Source organism: Corynebacterium sp. MSK019 (assembly GCF_030232425.1).
Classification (GTDB): Bacteria; Actinomycetota; Actinomycetes; order Mycobacteriales; family Mycobacteriaceae; genus Corynebacterium; species Corynebacterium jeikeium_D.
The window spans coordinates 184,322-203,301 of the sequence record NZ_JASPJT010000004.1; the positions used below are offsets into that span (position 1 = coordinate 184,322).

General features: G+C 58.4%; 18 protein-coding genes. 12 read left to right on the forward strand and 6 right to left on the reverse strand.

Features of this window, described 5'->3' with window-relative positions:
- Window positions 1–34: 34 nt before the first annotated feature.
- Together lnt and QP982_RS04465 are read left to right on the forward strand one after the other, a co-directional pair.
- Window positions 35–1,723 carry an apolipoprotein N-acyltransferase gene (lnt, locus tag QP982_RS04460; RefSeq protein ID WP_284870251.1) on the forward strand — a complete coding sequence of 563 codons (1,689 nt, stop codon included), beginning with the start codon at window positions 35–37 and terminating at the stop codon, window positions 1,721–1,723.
- A gap of 12 nt (window positions 1,724–1,735) precedes the next feature.
- Window positions 1,736–2,548 (forward strand): polyprenol monophosphomannose synthase, encoded by an 813-nt coding sequence (locus QP982_RS04465; RefSeq protein ID WP_049170520.1) that lies wholly within the window; start codon window positions 1,736–1,738, stop codon window positions 2,546–2,548.
- A 303-nt stretch (window positions 2,549–2,851) separates the two neighbouring features.
- On the opposite strand, the gene QP982_RS04470 is transcribed toward QP982_RS04465, so the two are convergent.
- Window positions 2,852–3,241 (reverse strand): RNA polymerase-binding protein RbpA, encoded by a 390-nt coding sequence (locus tag QP982_RS04470; RefSeq protein ID WP_005511311.1) that lies wholly within the window; start codon window positions 3,239–3,241, stop codon window positions 2,852–2,854.
- Window positions 3,242–3,322: 81 nt separating this feature from the next.
- On the opposite strand from QP982_RS04470, the gene QP982_RS04475 reads away from it, so the two are divergent.
- The 3 genes from QP982_RS04475 (at window position 3,323) to QP982_RS04485 (ending at window position 4,852) form a co-directional block, all read left to right on the forward strand.
- Window positions 3,323–3,715, forward strand: a complete 393-nt coding sequence (locus tag QP982_RS04475; protein ID WP_224783748.1) for a hypothetical protein — start codon at window positions 3,323–3,325, stop codon at window positions 3,713–3,715.
- Between the two features lie 17 nt (window positions 3,716–3,732).
- Window positions 3,733–4,443 (forward strand): YceI family protein, encoded by a 711-nt coding sequence (locus QP982_RS04480; protein WP_070429697.1) that lies wholly within the window; start codon window positions 3,733–3,735, stop codon window positions 4,441–4,443.
- Window positions 4,444–4,633: 190 nt separating this feature from the next.
- Window positions 4,634–4,852, forward strand: coding sequence for a hypothetical protein (locus tag QP982_RS04485; protein WP_049193535.1), 219 nt, complete (start codon window positions 4,634–4,636; stop codon window positions 4,850–4,852).
- Window positions 4,853–5,047: 195 nt separating this feature from the next.
- Here QP982_RS04485 and QP982_RS04490 read toward each other — a convergent pair whose 3' ends face one another.
- On the reverse strand, window positions 5,048–5,257 hold the full coding sequence (locus tag QP982_RS04490; protein WP_141737797.1) for a hypothetical protein: 210 nt from the start codon (window positions 5,255–5,257) through the stop codon (window positions 5,048–5,050).
- A 15-nt stretch (window positions 5,258–5,272) separates the two neighbouring features.
- On the opposite strand from QP982_RS04490, the gene QP982_RS04495 reads away from it, so the two are divergent.
- Window positions 5,273–6,697 (forward strand): hemolysin family protein, encoded by a 1,425-nt coding sequence (locus tag QP982_RS04495; RefSeq protein WP_284870252.1) that lies wholly within the window; start codon window positions 5,273–5,275, stop codon window positions 6,695–6,697.
- 3 nt (window positions 6,698–6,700) lie between these two features.
- Window positions 6,701–7,738, forward strand: a complete 1,038-nt coding sequence (locus QP982_RS04500; RefSeq protein ID WP_070604610.1) for a hemolysin family protein — start codon at window positions 6,701–6,703, stop codon at window positions 7,736–7,738.
- 64 nt (window positions 7,739–7,802) lie between these two features.
- Here the strand turns inward: QP982_RS04500 and tpx are convergent, their stop codons facing one another.
- Entirely contained in the window at window positions 7,803–8,300 is a 498-nt protein-coding gene (gene tpx / locus QP982_RS04505) for a thiol peroxidase (RefSeq protein ID WP_016422822.1), read from the reverse strand.
- Between the two features lie 174 nt (window positions 8,301–8,474).
- On the opposite strand from tpx, the gene QP982_RS04510 reads away from it, so the two are divergent.
- Window positions 8,475–8,759, forward strand: coding sequence for an Lrp/AsnC family transcriptional regulator (locus QP982_RS04510; protein WP_005511316.1), 285 nt, complete (start codon window positions 8,475–8,477; stop codon window positions 8,757–8,759).
- A gap of 38 nt (window positions 8,760–8,797) precedes the next feature.
- On the opposite strand, the gene QP982_RS04515 is transcribed toward QP982_RS04510, so the two are convergent.
- The gene (locus tag QP982_RS04515) at window positions 8,798–10,507 is read right to left on the reverse strand and encodes an FAD-binding dehydrogenase (protein WP_048734037.1); all 1,710 of its coding nucleotides are present in this window, start codon (window positions 10,505–10,507) and stop codon (window positions 8,798–8,800) included.
- 117 nt (window positions 10,508–10,624) lie between these two features.
- Window positions 10,625–12,079, reverse strand: coding sequence for a class I SAM-dependent methyltransferase (locus tag QP982_RS04520; RefSeq protein ID WP_049170499.1), 1,455 nt, complete (start codon window positions 12,077–12,079; stop codon window positions 10,625–10,627).
- A gap of 187 nt (window positions 12,080–12,266) precedes the next feature.
- Between QP982_RS04520 and QP982_RS04525 the strand changes: the two genes are divergently transcribed.
- On the forward strand, window positions 12,267–13,688 hold the full coding sequence (locus tag QP982_RS04525) for an NAD(P)/FAD-dependent oxidoreductase (protein WP_070549312.1): 1,422 nt from the start codon (window positions 12,267–12,269) through the stop codon (window positions 13,686–13,688).
- A 92-nt stretch (window positions 13,689–13,780) separates the two neighbouring features.
- Here QP982_RS04525 and QP982_RS04530 read toward each other — a convergent pair whose 3' ends face one another.
- The gene (locus tag QP982_RS04530) at window positions 13,781–14,344 is read right to left on the reverse strand and encodes a PaaI family thioesterase (protein WP_224433479.1); all 564 of its coding nucleotides are present in this window, start codon (window positions 14,342–14,344) and stop codon (window positions 13,781–13,783) included.
- 105 nt (window positions 14,345–14,449) lie between these two features.
- On the opposite strand from QP982_RS04530, the gene gnd reads away from it, so the two are divergent.
- From gnd to QP982_RS04545, 3 genes are all read left to right on the forward strand, one after another.
- Entirely contained in the window at window positions 14,450–15,901 is a 1,452-nt protein-coding gene (gene gnd, locus QP982_RS04535; RefSeq protein WP_070429693.1) for an NADP-dependent phosphogluconate dehydrogenase, read from the forward strand.
- A gap of 47 nt (window positions 15,902–15,948) precedes the next feature.
- Window positions 15,949–17,562, forward strand: a complete 1,614-nt coding sequence (locus QP982_RS04540; protein WP_284870253.1) for a bifunctional hydroxymethylpyrimidine kinase/phosphomethylpyrimidine kinase — start codon at window positions 15,949–15,951, stop codon at window positions 17,560–17,562.
- An 80-nt stretch (window positions 17,563–17,642) separates the two neighbouring features.
- Window positions 17,643–18,977 (forward strand): DEAD/DEAH box helicase, encoded by a 1,335-nt coding sequence (locus tag QP982_RS04545; protein WP_222867480.1) that lies wholly within the window; start codon window positions 17,643–17,645, stop codon window positions 18,975–18,977.
- Window positions 18,978–18,980 lie beyond the last annotated feature (3 nt).

Genomic DNA, 18,980 nt, shown 5'->3' on the forward strand with positions numbered 1-18,980 from the left:
AAAACTCGCAAACGTAGAGAGTTCTCTTATACAAGTGCACACTAACCGCCAAGCGCGCTCCAGCGAGCACGGGAACGTCGCTCAGAAAGACGCTTCGAAAGACATTCTGGAGAATCCGAATCGCTGGCAGGCGCGCTTTCGCGCGCTTACCCCACTAAAGCAGCGCCTCGTTCTCGCCTTCATTGCAATCCTCGCTGGTGGATTGCAGTTCTTAAGCTATGCGCCCATGAGCTGGTGGTGGACGGCCTGGATCGGCCTCGCCCTGCTCATTTTTGCCTTCTTCTGCGCAGCCGATTGGAAATCCAGCGTAGTGGTGGGCTTCAGCTGGGCAACAGCGACGGCTCTTTTCTCACTGCCGTGGATCGGCTCCTTCGTCGGCATTGGCCCCTACGTGGCGCTCTCAATTGTGCTGGGACTGCTCGCAATTCCGGCGGCGCTTGCGATGTGGCTGATTGCCCAATCCAGTTTCCCCCTCGCGCTGAAGCTCCCTGGCATGGCCGCTGCGCTCGTGGCAGGGGAGGCGCTGCTAGCCCGCTGGCCTTTCGGAGGCTTCCCCTGGCTCCGCGTTGCCTGGGGGCAGGTCGACGGCCCGCTGGCCCCAGCAGTGGCAATCGGCAGCACTGCATTGGTCACTTTCCTCGCTGCTTGCGTTGGTGCGGGACTGGTCGCGCTCACGCTACGTTCCTATGCAACCTCCGCTGCGCTTTTGGTGGGAGCGTTATTCGTCGGCTGGGTTCTTCCTGCGTGGACCCAACCGCTGCCTGAGCCTACGGCCGCTGACAACACCCGTGTCGCGGTTATCCAGGGCAATGTTCCGCGCCTCGGTTTAGAGTTCAATGCCCAGCGCCGCGCAGTCCTGCAAAACCACGCCGATGCCACCAATGAGCTGGCCCGACGTGTCCACCAAGGTAAGGAAGAGCAGCCGGACATCGTCATCTGGCCCGAAAACTCCTCCGATGTCAGCCCGTTTACGGATGGGGAAGCGGCACGCATTATCGAAAACGCCGCGATGAATATTGGCGCTCCCATCGTGGTCGGCACCTTTACCTACACCGATGGTGTGCAAAACACCATGGTGGTCTGGGATCCACAGACCGGCCCCGGCGATCAGCACGAGAAAATCTATCTCCAGCCCTTCGGCGAAACCATGCCATTCCGCGAGCTACTGCGCCACTTTTCCGACATGGTCGCTCACGCCGGAGACATGACTCCGGGCAACGGCGATGCCGTGGTCACAACGCCAGGCACAGATGGTTTAAAGAAGGTCGATCTAGGCGTGGCCACCTGTTACGAAGTGGTCTTCGATGGCGCCTTCCGCAACGCGGTCAACCACGGCGCAACCATGCTGGCCACGCCCACAAATAACGCCACCTTCGGTTTCACCGACATGACCTACCAACAGCTGGCCATGAGCCGCATGCGAGCCATGGAGTTCCAACGCTCCACGGCCGTCGCCGCAACCAGCGGTGTGAGCGCGATTGTGGATGCGCACGGAGACGTCGTAAAGCAGAGCAAAATCTTCGAGCAGAAGGTACTCACTGAAACTCTGCCTCAGTACGCCCACCTGACTTTTGCAGCCCGTTTCGGGACGTGGATTGAAGGTCTACTGACTGCATTCGGTATTCTTTGTGTGGTTGGTGCCGTCCTGCGTCGCCGTGGCGGAGATGCCAGGGCAGGCGCAGATGAAGTTGATGGCCGGGATACTGAGCAGAACATGCACTAAGGAGAATCACGAGTGACTGCCCTAAATGAGTCGACGCTGGTTGTCATTCCCACTTTCAACGAGCGGGAAAACCTGCCGGGCGTGATTGCACGCCTGCGCGCAGCGGAGCCTCGCGTCGACATTTTGGTTGTCGATGACTCTTCACCAGACGGCACCGGTGAGCTCGCCGATGAAATCGCTGCCGCTGACAAGTCGGACAACGGCGAAGAGCACATCTACGTCCTGCACCGCGAGGGCAAGGGCGGTCTCTGGGGTGCGTACCGCGCGGGCTTCGCTTGGGGTCTCGAGCGCGACTACGAGGTTCTCTGCGAGATGGATGCCGACGGCTCCCACGCACCAGAGCAGTTCCATCTGCTGCTGGAGAAGCTCGAGGACGGTGCCGATGTCGTCATCGGTTCCCGCTACATTCCGGGCGGCAAGACCGTCAACTGGCCAATGAGCCGTCAGGTTCTCTCCCGCGGCGGCAACCTCTACATCTCGCTGGCGCTCGGCGCGGGCATCTCGGATATCACCGCTGGCTACCGTGCTTATCGACGGGAAGTTCTCGAAACCCTCGATCTCGACAACATTGGCAAGGCTGCGTACCTGTTCCAGACCGAGCTCGCTTTTGAGGCTGTACAGGCGGGCTTCTTGGTGGAGGAGGTTCCGATCACCTTTACTGAGCGCGAGTACGGCGAGTCCAAGATGGATGGCAGCTTTGTGAAGCAGTCTCTGCTGCAGGTCACCAAGTGGGGATTCAAGCACCGCTCGCAGCAGGTAAAAAACCTGGGGTCGGAGATTGGTCGCCTGGCTGGTCACGAGTTTAAGCAGCGATTCCGCAAGTAGGGCTAGGGCAGCCCCAAAGATTGCGGGCTGCCTGTGTGGAGACGGCCTGCCTGTATGACTGCGGGCTGCCTGTATGAATGGGGGCTGCAAATGTGAAACTGACTTAGTTTATGACAGTTTCAGGCCATTTTTCAGGCCATTTTTGTCATAAACGCAGTCAGTAACTCGGTTCGGCCCGCCGCAGCCAGGCACCAACGAAAAATGGGTCCGAATAAGGAGCAAAACCTTATCCGGACCCGAATTTCAGTGTTTGATTGACGGCTACAAAGCTCTAAAGCTCACTAGCGCAAGCCAGCTCAAACCTTAAGCGTTCTTCTCTGCTTCTTCGGCTTCCTTCTGAGCCTTCAGCAGGCGAGCGGCGTTACGACGACGCTTGCGCAGCAAGTCAACACGCTCATCCAGCAGCACGTCGAGCTCCTCGATGGAGCGGCGCTCACGGAGCATGTCCCAGTGAGTCCTCGGCGGCTTCACCGGCTTGGCTTCAGTGCCTTCGCCTTCAACCAGCTCACCAATTTGGCCATTCTTGCACAGCCATTCACCTGGAATTTCCGCGTCATCCGCGAATGGGACCTCGAAGATCTCACCGGATTCAGTGCGGTAGCGGACCATCATTCGCGGCGCGAGGTCATGATCGCGATCGGTCTCATACGAAACGGCGCCCATGCGACTGCCACGAAGAACTCGATCTGCCATGTGGAACGTGCCCCCTTTGGTAGAAATACTAGACCACACATTATAACGCCTTAATCTGTATTCATGCCATAATTGACTTCTGTGTCAGATCAAAAGCCGAGCACAACTACTGCCAATTGCCAGTGGTGTGGCCGCGAAATGGAGGTCGCCATCCGCGGTCGCCGTCGCAAGTTCTGCAGCCAAGCCTGCCGGCAGCGCGCGTACGAAAAACGCACTGGCGTAGCAAAAGGCGCTTCCAGGCCGATTGCCGAGCGAATCAATTCGGATCTCACGCTAAAGACCGCCACCGATGCCACGAGCAGGCCGGCGGGCGATGACGTCGTAAAGCGAATAGGGGACGGGCTCTTCGAAGTACGTTGTCTCGCCGAAGACTTGCGCACCGCGCTTGACGACGGCATGGAGACTGCCGTCCTGCAGGAGATTACGCAGGAATTGATTATGAAAACGCGCGAGGTGGAACGGTTTATCCCATAGCGGATTAAAAGGATAGGATGAGCACTATGAATTCTGGTGTCCGTAAGTCAATTATTACTTTGATAGCCGTTGCAGTTGTTGCGCTCGCAATTGTTATTGTGGGGCCAGTTTTGTATCGCGTTTTCACGCATGAAGGGGTGCGTACAGAGGATTTCGAGGCCACGGAGCTGCCTGCAGCAACAACTGATGCGAATGGCACCTGGAAGATTATCGGTGGCGATAACTCACAGAACACCTCCGTTGGTTTTACTTTTAACGAGGTACTGCCGGGCAGCAGGCGGACGACGTCCGGTTCCACTCACGATGTCACCGGTGAGCTGAAGGTTGCTGACAACAATCTTGAGGACGCATCCGTTGTTGTTGATATGGCAACTCTGACTAGCGATATTGAACGTCGTGACATCAATGTCCGCAACAATATTTTCAGCGTTGAGCAGTACCCAGAAGCTAAGTTTGAGCTTGCAGAACCACTCGATATTTCGAGCATTCCAGATAACGGCCAGTGGGCGAATATCGAGATTCCGGGACGCCTGACCATCCGCGGTGTCACCAATGATGTCACCGTACCAATGAAGGCCGCTCGTACCGAAAACTTGGTTTTGTTGTCGGGCTCTTTGCCAATCAACCGCCTGGATTACAACGTGCGCCTGCCACAGTTTGTAGCTGCATCCATCGAGGAGAACGGCGAACTCAATCTGCGCATTGTCGCAGAGAAGCAGGACGCGTAGGACGCGTAGGTTTCGCGGCTGGCAGACACAGCCATCTAAAGAGAATCGCAGTAGCGCTAATCCAAAGAGGCTTATAGCCAGCGAAAATACACCTCGATTCGTCACTGTGACGCAATAAAGCCATTTAGTCACACACCACAGAAGTCCTGCCAAAAACAATTTTGGTAGGCCAGTTGGGAGTCACAACGATATGAACACCTACGAAGCAATGCTGCTCGCACGAAAGGTGCGAATGGTACTACTGATTATCTTCATTGCATTCGTGGCCTACAAGGGCGCGTGGTGGCTCGTGGCTGTCGGCATACTCCTGATTGGCATGACGCTGTGGCAGAACAAGCGGCTGCGGGAAGAGATTGCCGTCCGCAACGCGGATGAGCTTGCAGCGAACGCCAAGGACAATGAGCAATAATCCCGACGGCATAGATCAAGCGCCAAGATAGAAAACGGCAGCAGAAAAGCGGCGGCGGAAAAAGCGGCAGCCCTGGAAATTCAGAAAACCCCAGGGCCAACCACTTTCATTATTTGTCCGATAATATACATTATGACATTTTGGCCTAAGGATCCCGTCCTCCCCATTGCCACCGATGCGCCATTGCCGTCAGACCTAAGGAATTTTTAGTAAGATTTCCCGCATGCCTGAACTCTCAGACACATCCAGCAGCTCAGACAGACCCAATACATCCGACACATCAGATAGATCTGGCTCGTCCGACGACCCAGAGCCTCGCGCCAACGTTGACGGGCTCTCTGTAGCCGCAGTAAGCGCAATCACCGCAGCAACCGCCGCAGCATCCTCAGCGAACGCAGCGAACACTTCAGGTGATGCCGCGTGATTGTATCCGCACTCATCGTCTTAGCGGTCTTTCTTTTCCTCGTTTTCGCCAACGCAATTTTCGTTGCTGTCGAGTTTTCCTACCTCACGGTTAATAGAAACGACGTCAAGAACGCCGCAAACGCCGGCTCAAGGTCCGCATATTTAGTAGACCGTGCTCTATCACGCACCTCTACTAACCTCTCCGGCGCACAGCTGGGAATTACGGTCACCAGCCTCGTCGCTGGTTTCCTGACCGGGCCTTCCCTCGGCGTCCTCCTCGAAGCCGCATTTGGTGGCACTAGCATCTCTCCCGCCACCGTCACTGCAATCAGCACTACGGGCGCTTTCATTATCGCGACCTTCACTCAAATGGTCTTTGGCGAACTCGTCCCCAAAAACTGGGCCATCGCCGAGCCCACTAAAGTCGCAAACCTCGTGGTCAGGCCACAGAATGCCTTCATGTTCGCATTCGGCTGGCTGGTCTGGCTACTCAACAGCGCGGCTAATTGGGTGCTAAAACGGCTCGGCTTCTCCCCTGAGGAAGAGGTCGCCAGTGCCAGGACGGCGGAGGAACTCCGTGCCGTCGTCACGCGCTCTAGCGATGAAGGAAAGATTAACCCGCAGACCGCCGAGTTGGTGGCGCGATCGATCGAGTTCGGCGAGCGCACGGCGGCTGATGTGATGACGCCACGCACACAGATCATCTTTATCGAAGATCAGAGCGTCGCAGAGATGCTGACGGTCGTCGCAGATTCCGGGCACGCCCGCTTCCCCGTCGTCGGCAACAGCGTCGACGACATTCGCGGCGTGGTGCACTACACCGATCTGCTCAGCGTGCCACACGCACAACGCTTGACGACGTCGGCTGCGAGCCTGGCCAAAGATGTACTCGTGGTGAACGACTCGACCACACTTGATCCGCTGATGCGTCAACTGCGTGAGGATGCATACCAGTTCGCAGTGGTTGTCGATGAGTACGGCGGCACGGACGGCATTGTGACGTTGGAGGATCTCGTCGGTGAAATTGACGATGAACAAGACGATCGTTCGTTGCTCTACAGCCGGATTAGCCCCAATACGGTGATTGTTTCCGGTCTCATGCGCCCTGATGAGTTGGGAGAGATCCTAAACCTGGTCCTGCCGGAGGGCGAAGAATCCGACACTATTGGTGGATTTATCACCGAACGCTTGGATCGCATGCCTCGCTTCGGCGACACGATTACGGTCGAAGCCACCGACCACGAAAACCTCGATGAGGAGAACTTGCCTACCACCGCTGAAGTTGCTTTTCGAGTCGAGCGCATGGCGCGTCACCGCGTTGGCCGTATTCGTGTCCAGGTGGACCTCGCCGGCAACAAGGTCACGCGCACGGATGAAGGCGCTGACCAGGACGGCACCAGTCACAACCACGTCGAGCACAACAGCGAAAAGGAGGGCTAGAACATGCCACTACTTACTCTTATTTTGCTGTTGGCCCTCAATGCCTGGTTTGTCGCCGCTGAATTTGCGATGGTCTCGGCTCGCCGCGATCAAATTGAACCGGATGCCGTCAGCGGCTCTACCAGCGCAAAGTACGCGCTGCGCGGTATCGAAAACGTGTCGGTCTCCCTGGCGGCAACACAGCTGGGCATTACCGCCTGTTCCCTGCTCATCGGTGCCGTCGGCGAGCCTGCGATTGCGCACTTCTTCGAGCCCTACATGACAGCGCTGGGACTCCCCGCGGGCACCGCCCACGTGGTTGCGCTGGCGTTGGCGCTGCTGATTGTCACTTTCTTACACATGGTTGTCGGCGAAATGGTGCCGAAGAACATCGCTATTGCGGCTCCCAGCCCGACGGCGAAGTTCGTGGCTATTCCGCTGTATGTGATTGTGCGGGTACTCAATCCGGTTATCTGGGCGATGAATACGACGGCGAACATCGTGGTTCGCAAGATTCTTCGCGCCACTCCGAAGGACGAGGTCGATTCCTCCTTCACCGCTAGTCAGGTGCAGGATTTCGTCGCCGAGTCCGGGCGTCAGGGCCTTCTCGACAATGACGAGCTCGCGCTCCTCCACAAAGCTCTCGGCTTCGAGCATCTCACCGCCGCGGATGTCACTATGCAACTCGACACCCTCGTCACCATTGGCCCCGACGCCACTGTCGCCGACATCGAAGAGCTCAGCGCACGCACGCGCTTTTCCCGCTTCCCCATCACCGATGCCGATGGCAGCTTCATCGGCTACCTTCATGTCAAGGATTTGCTCTCGCTTGACGACGGTCACCGCGACCGACCCTTCCCGCGGAATCTGATTCGCACCTTCGCAAGCGTCAGCCCGGATGCCAAGCTCCAGACGGTCATGCGGCTGATGCAGCGCGAGCAGGCTCATTTCGCCTTGGTGACGGAGGAAGATAGTACTTCGGAGAACTCTGTCAACGGAATCGTTGCGCTGGAGGACGTACTAGAAGAGCTCGTCGGCGAAGTCCGCCAGGCAACAGCCTAGCGAGTGCGCCGACGAGCCCCGTCGATTCCAGCTGGTTACTTGCTGCTGAAAGCTTGTTAGCTAATTACTTCAGTGCAGCCAGTGCGGAGTCGTAGTCCGGCTCCGTGGTGATCTCATCGACCAGCTGGTTGTAAATGACCTTGCCCTCTTCGTCAGTGACGACTACGGCACGAGCAAGCAGGCCAGCGAGCGGGCCATCCTGCTGGACAACACCGAAGGCTTCGCCGAAGCCGTGGCGGAAGTCCGAGGCAACCTCAACGTTGTCCAGGCCTTCTGCAGCGCAGAAGCGGCCGAGAGCGAACGGCAGGTCACGCGAAACATTAACTACGACGGTGTTGTCCAGCCCAGCAGCGTCCTCGTTGAAGTGACGCACCGAAGCTGCACAAACACCAGTATCTACGGACGGGAAGATGTTGTAGACGACCTTCTTACCAGCGAAGGTCTCATTGGTGACCTCCCCGAGGTCACCACCGGTGAGGGTAAACTCCGGAGCCTTGTTGCCCACCTGGGGCAGGTCTCCGGAAAGCTGGACTGGGTTGGACTGAAATGCGGTTTGTGTCATAGCGCCCTTTTTACCGCCTTTCGTCCGGATCCTCCAGGCTGTTTCCTGGAAATCAGTAGAATCGTGACAGAAATGAAATTCCGGGCCGCAGTATCTTGAGCAATCTTGCGTACCTTGCGGTCCGGGCCACGCTATTCAGCGGGCCCCACGTTTAAACTCCGAGGAAAGGCAGCCATGAGTTTGATTACCGCAATTGTGTCCATCGATGTCGAAGCTGACAAGATTCCGGAGGCCGCCGAGACCATCGTCGAGATCGACGGCGTGACTGAGGTCTACTCCGTTACTGGTGACTGGGACTTGGTCGTCGTGGTGCGCGCAACTAATCACGATGATTTGGCGGAAATCATTCCAAATCTCATCAGCAAGGTCGACGGTGTTATTCGCACCCAGACTCAGCTGGCTTTCCGCACCTACTCTCAGCACGACCTGGAAAGTGCATTCTCCATCGGGCTGGAGTAGGCGCGGTTTCTTCCACCGAGCCGTGCGGTATGCGGGAGCTACTTAACCACTTCCGCCATCGCGCGGCCTGCCTGGCGGCCACTGAAAATACAGCCGCCCAGGAATGTACCTTCCAGCGCGTTGTTGCCGTGGACGCCGCCGCCACCGAAGCCAGAGGCCTCGCCTGCGGCGTAGAGCCCCTCGAAGGGAGTTCCGTCCGGGTGCAAGCACTGGCCGTCGAGGGTGGTCTCGATGCCTCCGAGCGTCTTGCGGGTCAGCATGCGCAGACGAATAGCAATCAGTGGGCCGTTCTTCGGATCCAAAATCGGTGATGGCGGCACGGAGCGGATGATCTTGTCCCCGAGGAAGTTCCGGGCCACGTTGACGTAATTGACCTGGTAGTCCTTGGAGAAGGGATTACCGGTCTGCATGTCGCGCTGACGAATCTGTTCCTCGAGCTTCTCCAGGTCAATCTTCGGCGCTGCGGCTCCGGACTCTCCGCCCGAGCTCGCCTCCACAATCTCGTTCATCCCCTCGACCAGCTTTGGCAGATCGTCGGCAACCACCCAGTCTTCGCCGTTGTCCATGAACGCCTGAATAGGTGCGGCGACACCAGAGGTCACCTTGCCAATCAGCTTCTTGATCTCCTTGTCGGTCAGATCCGGATTCTGTTCTGAGCCAGAGAAAATAAACTCCTTGGCCACGATATTCTTATTCAGCACAAACCAGGAGTACGAGTGTCCGGTGGCCAGAATGTGCTTCATCGTGCCGACAGTATCCGCGCCCGGAATATATGGCGCTGGCAGGCGATTTCCTTCTGCGTCAAACCACATGGCCGACGGCCCCGGGATGATACGGATACCGTGATTCGGCCACACGGGATTCCAGTTCTTCATGCCCTCGGTGTAATGCCACATGCGGTCACGGTTGACGAGGTTTGCGCCGGCCTGCTCTGCAATCTCGATACCACGGCCGTCAACATGCTCTGGCACACCGCAGACCATATCCTTCGGCATCTCGCCCAGGCGCTCGGTCGGCCAGCACTTACGCACGGCTTCCAGGTTGCCGCCAACACCGCCCGTCGCAATGCACACGGCCGACCCGCGGATCTCAAAGTCCTCCCCTGTTTCCTCGCGTGACGACGCCACTCCTCGCTCTAAAGATTCACAGGGAACCAGAATCTTGCCACGCACGCCGACGGCGCGGCCATCTTCCACAATCACCTCGTCAACGCGGTGGCGATGGCAGTATTCCACCAGCCCCTTCTTCGCAGCTTCAGCGACCGGCTCTGCGAATACGCGGACGATTTCGGGGCCTGTGCCCCAGGTGAGGTGGAATCGGGGTACCGAGTTGCCGTGACCGTCGGCACGCCCTTCACCGCGCTCAGCCCACCCGACGACAGGCAGGAACTTCACGCCGAGATTGCGGAGGTAGTCACGCTTCTCCCCTGCCGCGAAGTTCAGGTAGGCCTTGGCCCACTTGCGTCCCCAGTTGTCTTCCTCGCGGTCGAACTGCGCGGAGTTGAACCAGTCAGCTTCAGCGAGCTCGCGGTTGTCCTTGACTCCGAGGCGGCGCTGCTCTGGCGAGTCGACGAGAAAGATTCCTCCCAGCGACCAGAAAGCCTGTCCGCCGAGGTTGTTGGCATTCTCCTGATCGACAAGGATGACCTTCTTGCCGGCCTGCGTGGCCTCATACGTCGCGACCAATCCGGCAAGTCCGGCGCCGACGACAACAATGTCTGCAGTACGTGTGGTGCTCTGTGCGTTCATAGTTTCGTTTTTAGACCCTAAACATCACCTTTGAGGTGGTTTTGCCTAAAAACGTGATTTATTTTTACAGGCATTATTTATCTGGCGAATTTCCAACGCGCCCGGAGCCGCCCACTGCTAGTGAGGCCTGCGTGGCGCATGCACGAGCTCGACCTGTACGAGCGTGACTTTCTCTGCGCGCACGAGCGCTTCAAACAGCGACAGATAGTAATTCCACATCCTCCGGAACACTCTGTCGTAGCCGATACCAGCGGCTTCGCGCGCATGCGCCGCAAAGAAATCTCGCTGGAGCTGCAAGGTCGTCGCGAAGTGCGCCGGAATGTACTCTTCCGCCGCGATGCGCAGGCCGGTTTCCCGGTCCACCATCTTGCGCAGCTCTTCCATGGTGAAAAGCTGCAGCTGCGGCCACACATAAGCGCGTACGAGGTCCAAGCTGCGCTCGGCGAGCGCATCGAATTTGTCCGTCGCTACCACCATTTGGACGACGATGGTGCCGCGGTCGACAAGCAGACGCTCGGCGCTCTTCAGCCAGCGCAGCGCACCTGCACGACCGAAGGTCTCCAGACGCCCGACGTTGATAACCGCCTCGAAGTCGGACTCGAATTCGCGTGGCGACGGAATGTTGCGATCCATCTGGATCACATCGACCGCGCCGCGCAATCCGGCTTTTTCCACCCGTTCCAGCACCGTTTCGGTGTGGTCATCAGAGACGGTAATAACCTCCGCGCCCGCTCCTCTTTCTGCAGCCCGAAGGGAAATTTCTCCGCCTGCCGACGGCCATTCGGCGACACGGTCTCCGGCCCGGACTCGAGCAAGATCGAGGATGTGCTCAATATTGCGCACCTGGGCATGCAGAAAATCGGCACGCGCGACGGATTTCGGGGCATCGACATAAGTCACGTCAACTGACCAGTGCGAGGGAACCCCACCCTTGCCAGCACCACGGGCATAGTTTTGAATCTGTTCCCGCGACGAGGTTCGCACTCCGGAGGCGAACAGGCCGGAACCGCCCATCAGCAATTCGCCGGAATAGAGCTCGAGCAATGAGGTCGGCAACTCTCCCGCCATATCTGGCCCATCGAGACGCGGACGTGAACGCGCGACTTTCATCAGACCACGTGCCAGCGGCCCCAACGAAGCAATATCAAGCTCGGCGCTGAGCAGTCGGCTGAGAAGCTCTGGCAAATCATCACTGGACCATTCGCCCGCGAGATAGGCCTCCCCCAATCCGAGCCATTCTGAATCAGCTAGTCGAGAATAGAAAACAGGATCAATGACGCTGAAAACGACTGGACGAAACGATTCAGAACTAGTGGGAGATTCACTGCCGCCGCTAGAGCTGGCACCACCGACTCCGTCGATAGCCAAATCGGCGTCACCCGTCGACCGAGTAATGAAAGACTCCCCGACAAACTCACCGGATTCAACCAGTTCAATGCCGTTATCCTGGCAGAGTCGCTCAAAAGAGCGTTCCATCATTTCGGCACGTTTCGCTAGGAAACGCCCCTCTGGAATACGCGCAACCCGAGGCCATCGCTCTGCGTCAATTGCCTGCCGGCTTGCCGAATTCACCCTGCCCGAACCTCCTAACAATCGCGCCGCATAAAGGTACGAATAACGAACTGAGTTTGCTCTCGCAGCCTACCGCGCAGGGACCCAGAATAGGCGGTGGCGCACCGAGAGGATTACTATTGTGGCTTGCCGGCTAAAAGCCGAATCTAAAACTTCGAGAACTTTCAAGTCTGTGAGGAGAAAATACATGACCGAGACTCCGTACCGCCCGCACTCCGGACGCCCGCACGTGGTCGTCATCGGTTCGGGTTTCGGTGGCTTGTTCGCGGCGAAGAAGTTGCAGGGCGCCGAGGTCGACGTCACTCTCATCGACCGCACTAACCACCACCTGTTCCAGCCACTGCTCTACCAGGTAGCAACGGGCATCCTGTCCTCGGGCGAAATCGCTCCGTCCACTCGTACAATCTTCGACGGTGTTCAGAACGTTCGTGTTGTCAAGGGCGATGTCACCGACATCGACGTCGAAAAGCAGGTTGTGACTTCGGAACTGGGTCACCAGACTTCCAAGTGGGAATACGACCACCTCCTGGTTGCCGCTGGCGCTGGCCAGTCCTACTTCGGCAATGATCACTTTGCCGAGTTTGCTCCGGGCATGAAGAACATCGACGACGCACTCGAAATCCGTGCCCGCATCATCGGCGCGTTTGAGCGCGCCGAGCTGACCAACGATCCCGCTGAGCGCGAGCGCCTGCTGACCTTCGTCGTTGTCGGCGCTGGTCCGACTGGTGTTGAACTTGCCGGCCAGCTGGCCGAGCTGGCTAACCGCACCCTCGCATCGTCCTACCGCAGCTACAACCCGCACGCTGCACGCGTCGTCCTGCTCGACGGCGCACCGCAGGTTCTGCCGCCGTTTGGCAAGCGTCTGGGCCGCAAGGCTCAGAAGTCCCTGGAAAAGATGGGCGTCATCGTCAAGCTTGGCGCGATGGTGACTGACGTCAATGAAGAGGGCGTCACCTACAAGAACATGAAGGATGGAACCGAGGAGTTCATCCCGTCGTTCTGCAAGATTTGGTCCGCCGGCGTGTCCGCTTCCCCGCTGGGCAAGATGATTGCCGAGCAGACTGGCGCCGAGACCGACCGCGCTGGCCGTGTCGTTGTCAACGAGGACATGACAGCTGGTGGCTACAAGAACGTCTACGTCGTGGGCGACATGTCCAACCGCGAGAACCTGCCGGGTGTTGCTCAGGTTGCTATTCAGGGTGGCGAGTACGTCGCCGCCAACATTGCAGCTGAGGCCGACGGCCGCGATGTCGCAGAGCGTCAGCCGTTCGAGTACTTCGATAAGGGCTCCATGGCAACCGTCTCCCGCTTCTCCGCAGTGGTGAAGATGGGCAAGGTTGAGGTTACCGGCTTCATCGGCTGGATTCTGTGGCTGGCCGTCCACCTGATGTTCCTGGTGGGCTTCCGCAACCGCCTCGTCTCCTGCGTCAGCTGGGGCCTGAACGTCCTGGATCGCAACCGTTGGCAGATGGTTTCCACCCGCCAGCAGATGTACGCACGCAACGCCATCGACCGCCTGGCCGAGTTCAACAAGGACAAGGCTGAGCAGGATCTGCCGCTGGAGGTTCGCGACACTCGCCGCGAGCACCGCGCAAAAAGGAACAAGTAGTTAACTTGCAGGTGGCCAGATTAGAAAACAGCTAATCACGACAAGCCACCTGCGAGCTTCCTACCAGGCCCGTTACCACCTATAACGATTTGCTACAGCGGCTTGTCGAGTACCGCAATTCGTAGGTTGGTGCGGGCCAACAGTTTTTCATCTGCCTTGCGGGTGTGCTCAATGCGCCACAGTTGCATGGTGCGCCCCAGGTACTCTGGCTCCGCCGTGGTAACGATTACCTCGCCAGCCCGGGCGGAGCGGTAGAAATCGGTGTTATTGTTCACACCGACGACCGGCTTCTTCGCACCGCAGGCAACGAAACCAGCAATAGAGCCAGCAGTCTCACCTAGCGAGCAATAAACACCGCCATTGGCTAGGCCCCACGGTTGCAGGTGGTCGGGCCCGACCTCGAGCTCCATCTGAATTCGCTCCGGCCCGACATGGACAAACTTCGTGCCCAGCAAGGTATCTAGACCGCCGATTCCGTTATCGCCCAAGGTGCTGTTAAAAACAGCCAGCTCCTCATCGCTCAGCGCTTCCTGGCTAGCCTTCGTCGCCAGTGTCATATAATCGCGCAGCGCCTTCCTCTTCGCCTGCTCGGCGACGGAAGCTGCAGAGTTAGAGTCCTGTGAACTGCCATTATTCGCAATAGTCTCGTCAGTCATGCCAAACATTGTGCCAGCGCACGCCATCACTCGTGGCAGTTTCAACGTTAAAAGCAGTAACAATTTCTGAGTCCCAGATACAACGAACCCCGGCCAGGCTTTAAGATGGTGGGCATGACCGATAACAATGAACTCGCACAAATTGGTGTCGTCGGGCTCGCCGTCATGGGCTCGAATATCGCACGCAACTTCGCCCACAAGGGACACACCGTTGCCGTGTACAACCGCAGTCCGGAGAAAACTCGCACCCTCATCGCTGAACACGGTGATGAAGGCTCATTCATCCCGTCCGAGACCATTGAAGAGTTCGTCGCTTCGCTGGAGCGCCCGCGTCGCGCTCTGATCATGGTTCAGGCAGGTGCCGCTACTGATGCGGTCATCGATCAGCTTGCCGACGTGATGGAGCCCGGCGACATCATCATTGATGGCGGTAACTCTCTTTACACGGACACCATCCGTCGCGAGAAGGCTATTCGCGCCCGTGGCCTGCACTACGTTGGCACTGGTATTTCCGGTGGTGAAGAAGGTGCTCTGACTGGCCCATCCATTATGCCGGGTGGAACGAAGGAGTCCTACGAGTCCCTCGGCCCGCTGCTGGAGTCCATCTCCGCTCACGTTGATGGCGTTCCGTGCTGTACTCACATTTCTTCCGATGGCGCTGGCCACTTTGTAAAGATGGTCCACAACGGCATCGAGTATGCGGATATGCAGGTCATTGGCGAGGCCTACCACCTGCTGCGTGAGGCCGCTGGCCTCACCCCTGCCGAGATTGCAGATATCTTCCGCGAGTGGAATAAGGGCGACCTGGACTCCTACCTGGTCGAGATTACCGCTGAGGTTCTCTCTCAGGCCGATGAGAAGACAGGCAAGCCGCTGGTGGATGTCATCGTTGATGCTGCTGGCCAGAAGGGCACCGGCCGTTGGACGGTCAAGGCCGCTTTGGACTTGGGCATTCCAGTAACTGGTATTGGCGAGGCCGTGTTCGCTCGCGCCCTGTCGTCTTCCCTTGCTCAGCGTGAGGCTGCCCGCAACCTGCCGTCGGGAAGCCTGGCTAAGGCACCGGAAGATCGCGATGCTTTTGTGGAGCGCGTCCGTAAGGCGCTCTACGCTTCCAAGATCGTTGCCTACTCGCAGGGCTTCGATGAGATTAACGCTGGTGCCAAGGAGTACGGCTGGGAGATTGACCGCGGTGCGCTGGCGACCATCTGGCGTGGTGGCTGCATCATCCGCGCACAGTTCCTGAACCGCATCAAGGAAGCGTACGACCGCAATCCGGAGCTGCCGGCGCTGGTACTCGACGAGTACTTCCGTGACCAGGTCACCGAGTGCCTCGACGCGTGGCGCGACGTTGTCGTCACTGCAGCACAGATGGGTATCCCGGCTCCGGTGTTCTCCTCTTCGCTGGCTTACTACGACGGCCTGCGTGCGGAGCGTCTGCCGGCAGCACTGGTTCAGGGGCAGCGTGACTACTTCGGTGCGCACACTTACCAGCGTGTTGACCGCGAGGGTGCTTTCCACACCCTCTGGTCTGGCGACCGCTCCGAGGTTGAAGCGTAGTCTTGAAGTCTGTCGCTTCACGCTCTTGAAGTTAAAAGGGGTCTGAGATGCCATTTCCCAAGAAGGCAAAGCCTGATTTTGTGCCACGAGTTCTTTCCATCGCCGGCACAGACCCAACAGGTGGCGCTGGGCTCCATGCCGATTTAAAATCAATCGCCGCCGCCGGTGGTTATGGCATGGGCGTGGTCACCGCTTTGGTATCTCAGAACACCGTGGGCGTTCGTGCCGTCCACACCCCACCTGTTGACTTCCTCGTCGAGCAGCTGGCTGCTGTAACTGAGGATGTCACCATCGACGCGGTGAAGATTGGCATGTTGGGTTCACGCGAACTCACGCAGGCCGTCACCAACTGGGTTCGGGAGACCAAGCCAGCCGTGGTTGTTCTCGATCCGGTTATGGTCGCCACCTCTGGCGACCGTCTGCTTGACGAAGATGCCATGGACGCAATGCGCGACTTGGTCGCGGAAGCCACCGTCATCACGCCGAATGTTCCCGAACTGGCATTGCTTGCCGACGCCCCGGAGGCCAGCGACTTCACTGAGCTGATTGAACAGGCACTGGAGTTCGCGAGCAAGAACGATGTCATCGTGATTGCAAAGACTGGGCACTTAAGTGATGAGGAAGCCGGCAATGCCGTGGCCTTCCCCGATGGCCAGGTTTTCTTCAGCTCTTCTCCCCGCATTCACACTGAGAACACCCATGGCACGGGTTGTTCGCTGTCCGCAGCTCTTGCCACACGGATTGGTGGGGGCTCTGCGATTAATGATGCCCTGCGCTGGACTACGCGCTGGCTCAGCGAGTCCATTCGTTTCGCGGATAACCTCAACGTCGGCCAGGGGCACGGCCCCATTGACCACGGCCACAGGGCTCGTCGCCTGGAAAAGGTCGCGCTTCGCCGAATGCAACCAGTGCATCTGAACTCTAGTTTTTACCCGGCGGCCATCGAAGGCACTGATACTGAGCAGACGCCGAAGGAGCTGGAATCTTTCTTCGGCCACTCACTCCAGATTGCGCCGGCGGGCCCCTTTACTTCCCAGCTGTGGCGGGACATCGAGGACATCGTTGCCGAGATTGGCGGAATGTTCAGCGTCCCCACGATGCTCCGCGGCGACCTTTCCTCGGACGAAACCAACTTCTTCGTAGCGCAAGAGGCCTGGTACTTGCACCAAGTTTTCCCAGTCCTGTCGCATCTGGCAACCAAAGCACCCTGCGCTAAGGAACAGGTTCTGTGGTCGTCACTCGCACAGGAAGCCCTGGTGCGTGCGTTGGAATTGAGCAATAACGCGCTGGAAGAGACTTCTTCGGCGCTCGAGGACATCGAGCCGACAACCATCACGCAGCTTTTGCTGGACGTGCATTCTTCCTGTAGCGCTTTCAACCCATATCGGGTCGCCGTAACCAGTATCGTCGCCGAAATGTGGATTGCAACCGAGCTGACTCTGCAAGGAAAATCGCTGGTTGATGGGGATTCCGCGATCGCGAACTGGGTGGAGGTGTATTCCGACCCCGAGTATGCTGACAGTGTTCAGCAGGCTCTCGAGGTCCTTGAAAAGAATATGTCCACGGCCAGCGATGCGGAGCTCAAATCCATCCGCAACATCTTCCGTCGAGCCGCCATTCTTGAGCGCGAGGCCTATGCGCAACCGGGTCGCGGTTGGTAAATGTCATGGGACGGTAGTTTTCAAGCTCACCGGACGTGCCTATTGCATGGCTGTCCGGGGATAGCGGTATTCTAACAAGCATGCCCCCTCCTGCTGAGTCCAGTGATTTCAGACAGTTGGGCACGCCGGAAGCGATTGTGAGTATTCTGCGTGCCCAGCACATAACTTCGCCTACCGCCGTGCAGGTGGCGACTTTGCCAGATGCTTTCGCTGGCAAGGACGTTCTCGCACAGGCCCCCACAGGCTCGGGCAAAACGCTCGCATTCGGCATTCCGCTGGTCGCGTTACTCAATAACGCCTCTCCAGCGCTTCCCGGTTACCCGCGCGCGCTCATTATTTCGCCAACGCGCGAACTCGCAGATCAGATTGCTGATGTCCTGGCTGACATCGGTGCCGCTGCAGGTCTGCGTGTCTTGAGCTTGGTCGGCGGTGACTCCGTGGCCAAGCAGCAGACTCTGCTCGCGGCACCAGTCGATATCGCTGTGGTCACACCGGGTCGCGCACACGATTTGCGCCGCCGCGGTCTCCTCAGCCTTGAGCACGTCCTCGCTGTTGTCGTTGACGAAGCGGACATGCTCGCTGACATGGGCTTTCTGCCCGATGTTCTGGGCCTGGTCCGTGCGTGCCCGAAGTCGGCACAGCGCATGGTTTTTTCCGCCACGATTAACGACGACGCCGCGGGGCTTATTCGCGATCGTCGCGCAAGTAGCACTGAAGTTGCGAAGCACAAGGTCACTGCCTCCCGGTTGACCATGCGCAATATGCGGCATCTGTTACTTCGGGTGGAGGACAACAACGAAGCCGACGAAGTGGTCGCCTGGATTGCCTCCCGCAAGGATCAGTGCGTCATCTTCGCCAACTCTAAGGCGCGTGTCGTGCAGCTGGCTAAGTTTCTACAGTTCTATGACATCAAGTTAGGTTTCCTCCACGGCGATCGCGGCCAGGCAACTCGCCGCGCGGTCCTCAAGGCCTTTGCCGACGGTGAAATCAATGTCCTCGTCACCACGGATGTGGCCGCTCGTGGCATTGATATCGATGCTCTTGACTTGGTTGTGCACGCGGATCCGCCAAGGGATTCCGCGACGTATATTCACCGCTCTGGTCGGACGGCTCGTGCAGGTGCTTCCGGCACGGTAGCGATGATTGTGCGTGACCGCCAGGTTGATCAGGCCCGCGAGCTGCTGGCAGGGGCCGGCGTTGAAGCTGAAGAGCTGCGCGCCGCTCCGGGACTGCCGCGATTTGTCAAGGAACTGGGCGCACGGCGTCCGCGCCGGGCTCGTCAAGATCAGAGCCAATCGGCAGGCGGTGCTGGTGGTGCCGGTTACCGCGGGCGCGGCGGTCCGTCGGCAAGCGGAAAGAATCGTGCTGGCGGTCGCGTACACCGCCCCAAGCGAGGGAAAAAGAAGAAGAGATAATCA

What these genes read in the sequence shown, in the direction of transcription:
- QP982_RS04470 (WP_005511311.1), bottom strand. Translation starts at nt 3,241, where the DNA reads ATGGCAGATCGAGTTCTTCGTGGCAGTCGCATGGGCGCCGTTTCGTAT.
- QP982_RS04480 (WP_070429697.1), top strand. Translation starts at nt 3,733, where the DNA reads ATGAGCACTATGAATTCTGGTGTCCGTAAGTCAATTATTACTTTGATA.
- QP982_RS04485 (WP_049193535.1), top strand. Translation starts at nt 4,634, where the DNA reads ATGAACACCTACGAAGCAATGCTGCTCGCACGAAAGGTGCGAATGGTA.
- QP982_RS04500 (WP_070604610.1), top strand. Translation starts at nt 6,701, where the DNA reads ATGCCACTACTTACTCTTATTTTGCTGTTGGCCCTCAATGCCTGGTTT.
- tpx (WP_016422822.1), bottom strand. Translation starts at nt 8,300, where the DNA reads ATGACACAAACCGCATTTCAGTCCAACCCAGTCCAGCTTTCCGGAGAC.
- QP982_RS04510 (WP_005511316.1), top strand. Translation starts at nt 8,475, where the DNA reads ATGAGTTTGATTACCGCAATTGTGTCCATCGATGTCGAAGCTGACAAG.
- QP982_RS04515 (WP_048734037.1), bottom strand. Translation starts at nt 10,507, where the DNA reads ATGAACGCACAGAGCACCACACGTACTGCAGACATTGTTGTCGTCGGC.
- QP982_RS04525 (WP_070549312.1), top strand. Translation starts at nt 12,267, where the DNA reads ATGACCGAGACTCCGTACCGCCCGCACTCCGGACGCCCGCACGTGGTC.
- QP982_RS04530 (WP_224433479.1), bottom strand. Translation starts at nt 14,344, where the DNA reads ATGACTGACGAGACTATTGCGAATAATGGCAGTTCACAGGACTCTAAC.
- gnd (WP_070429693.1), top strand. Translation starts at nt 14,450, where the DNA reads ATGGTGGGCATGACCGATAACAATGAACTCGCACAAATTGGTGTCGTC.
- QP982_RS04540 (WP_284870253.1), top strand. Translation starts at nt 15,949, where the DNA reads ATGCCATTTCCCAAGAAGGCAAAGCCTGATTTTGTGCCACGAGTTCTT.
- QP982_RS04545 (WP_222867480.1), top strand. Translation starts at nt 17,643, where the DNA reads ATGCCCCCTCCTGCTGAGTCCAGTGATTTCAGACAGTTGGGCACGCCG.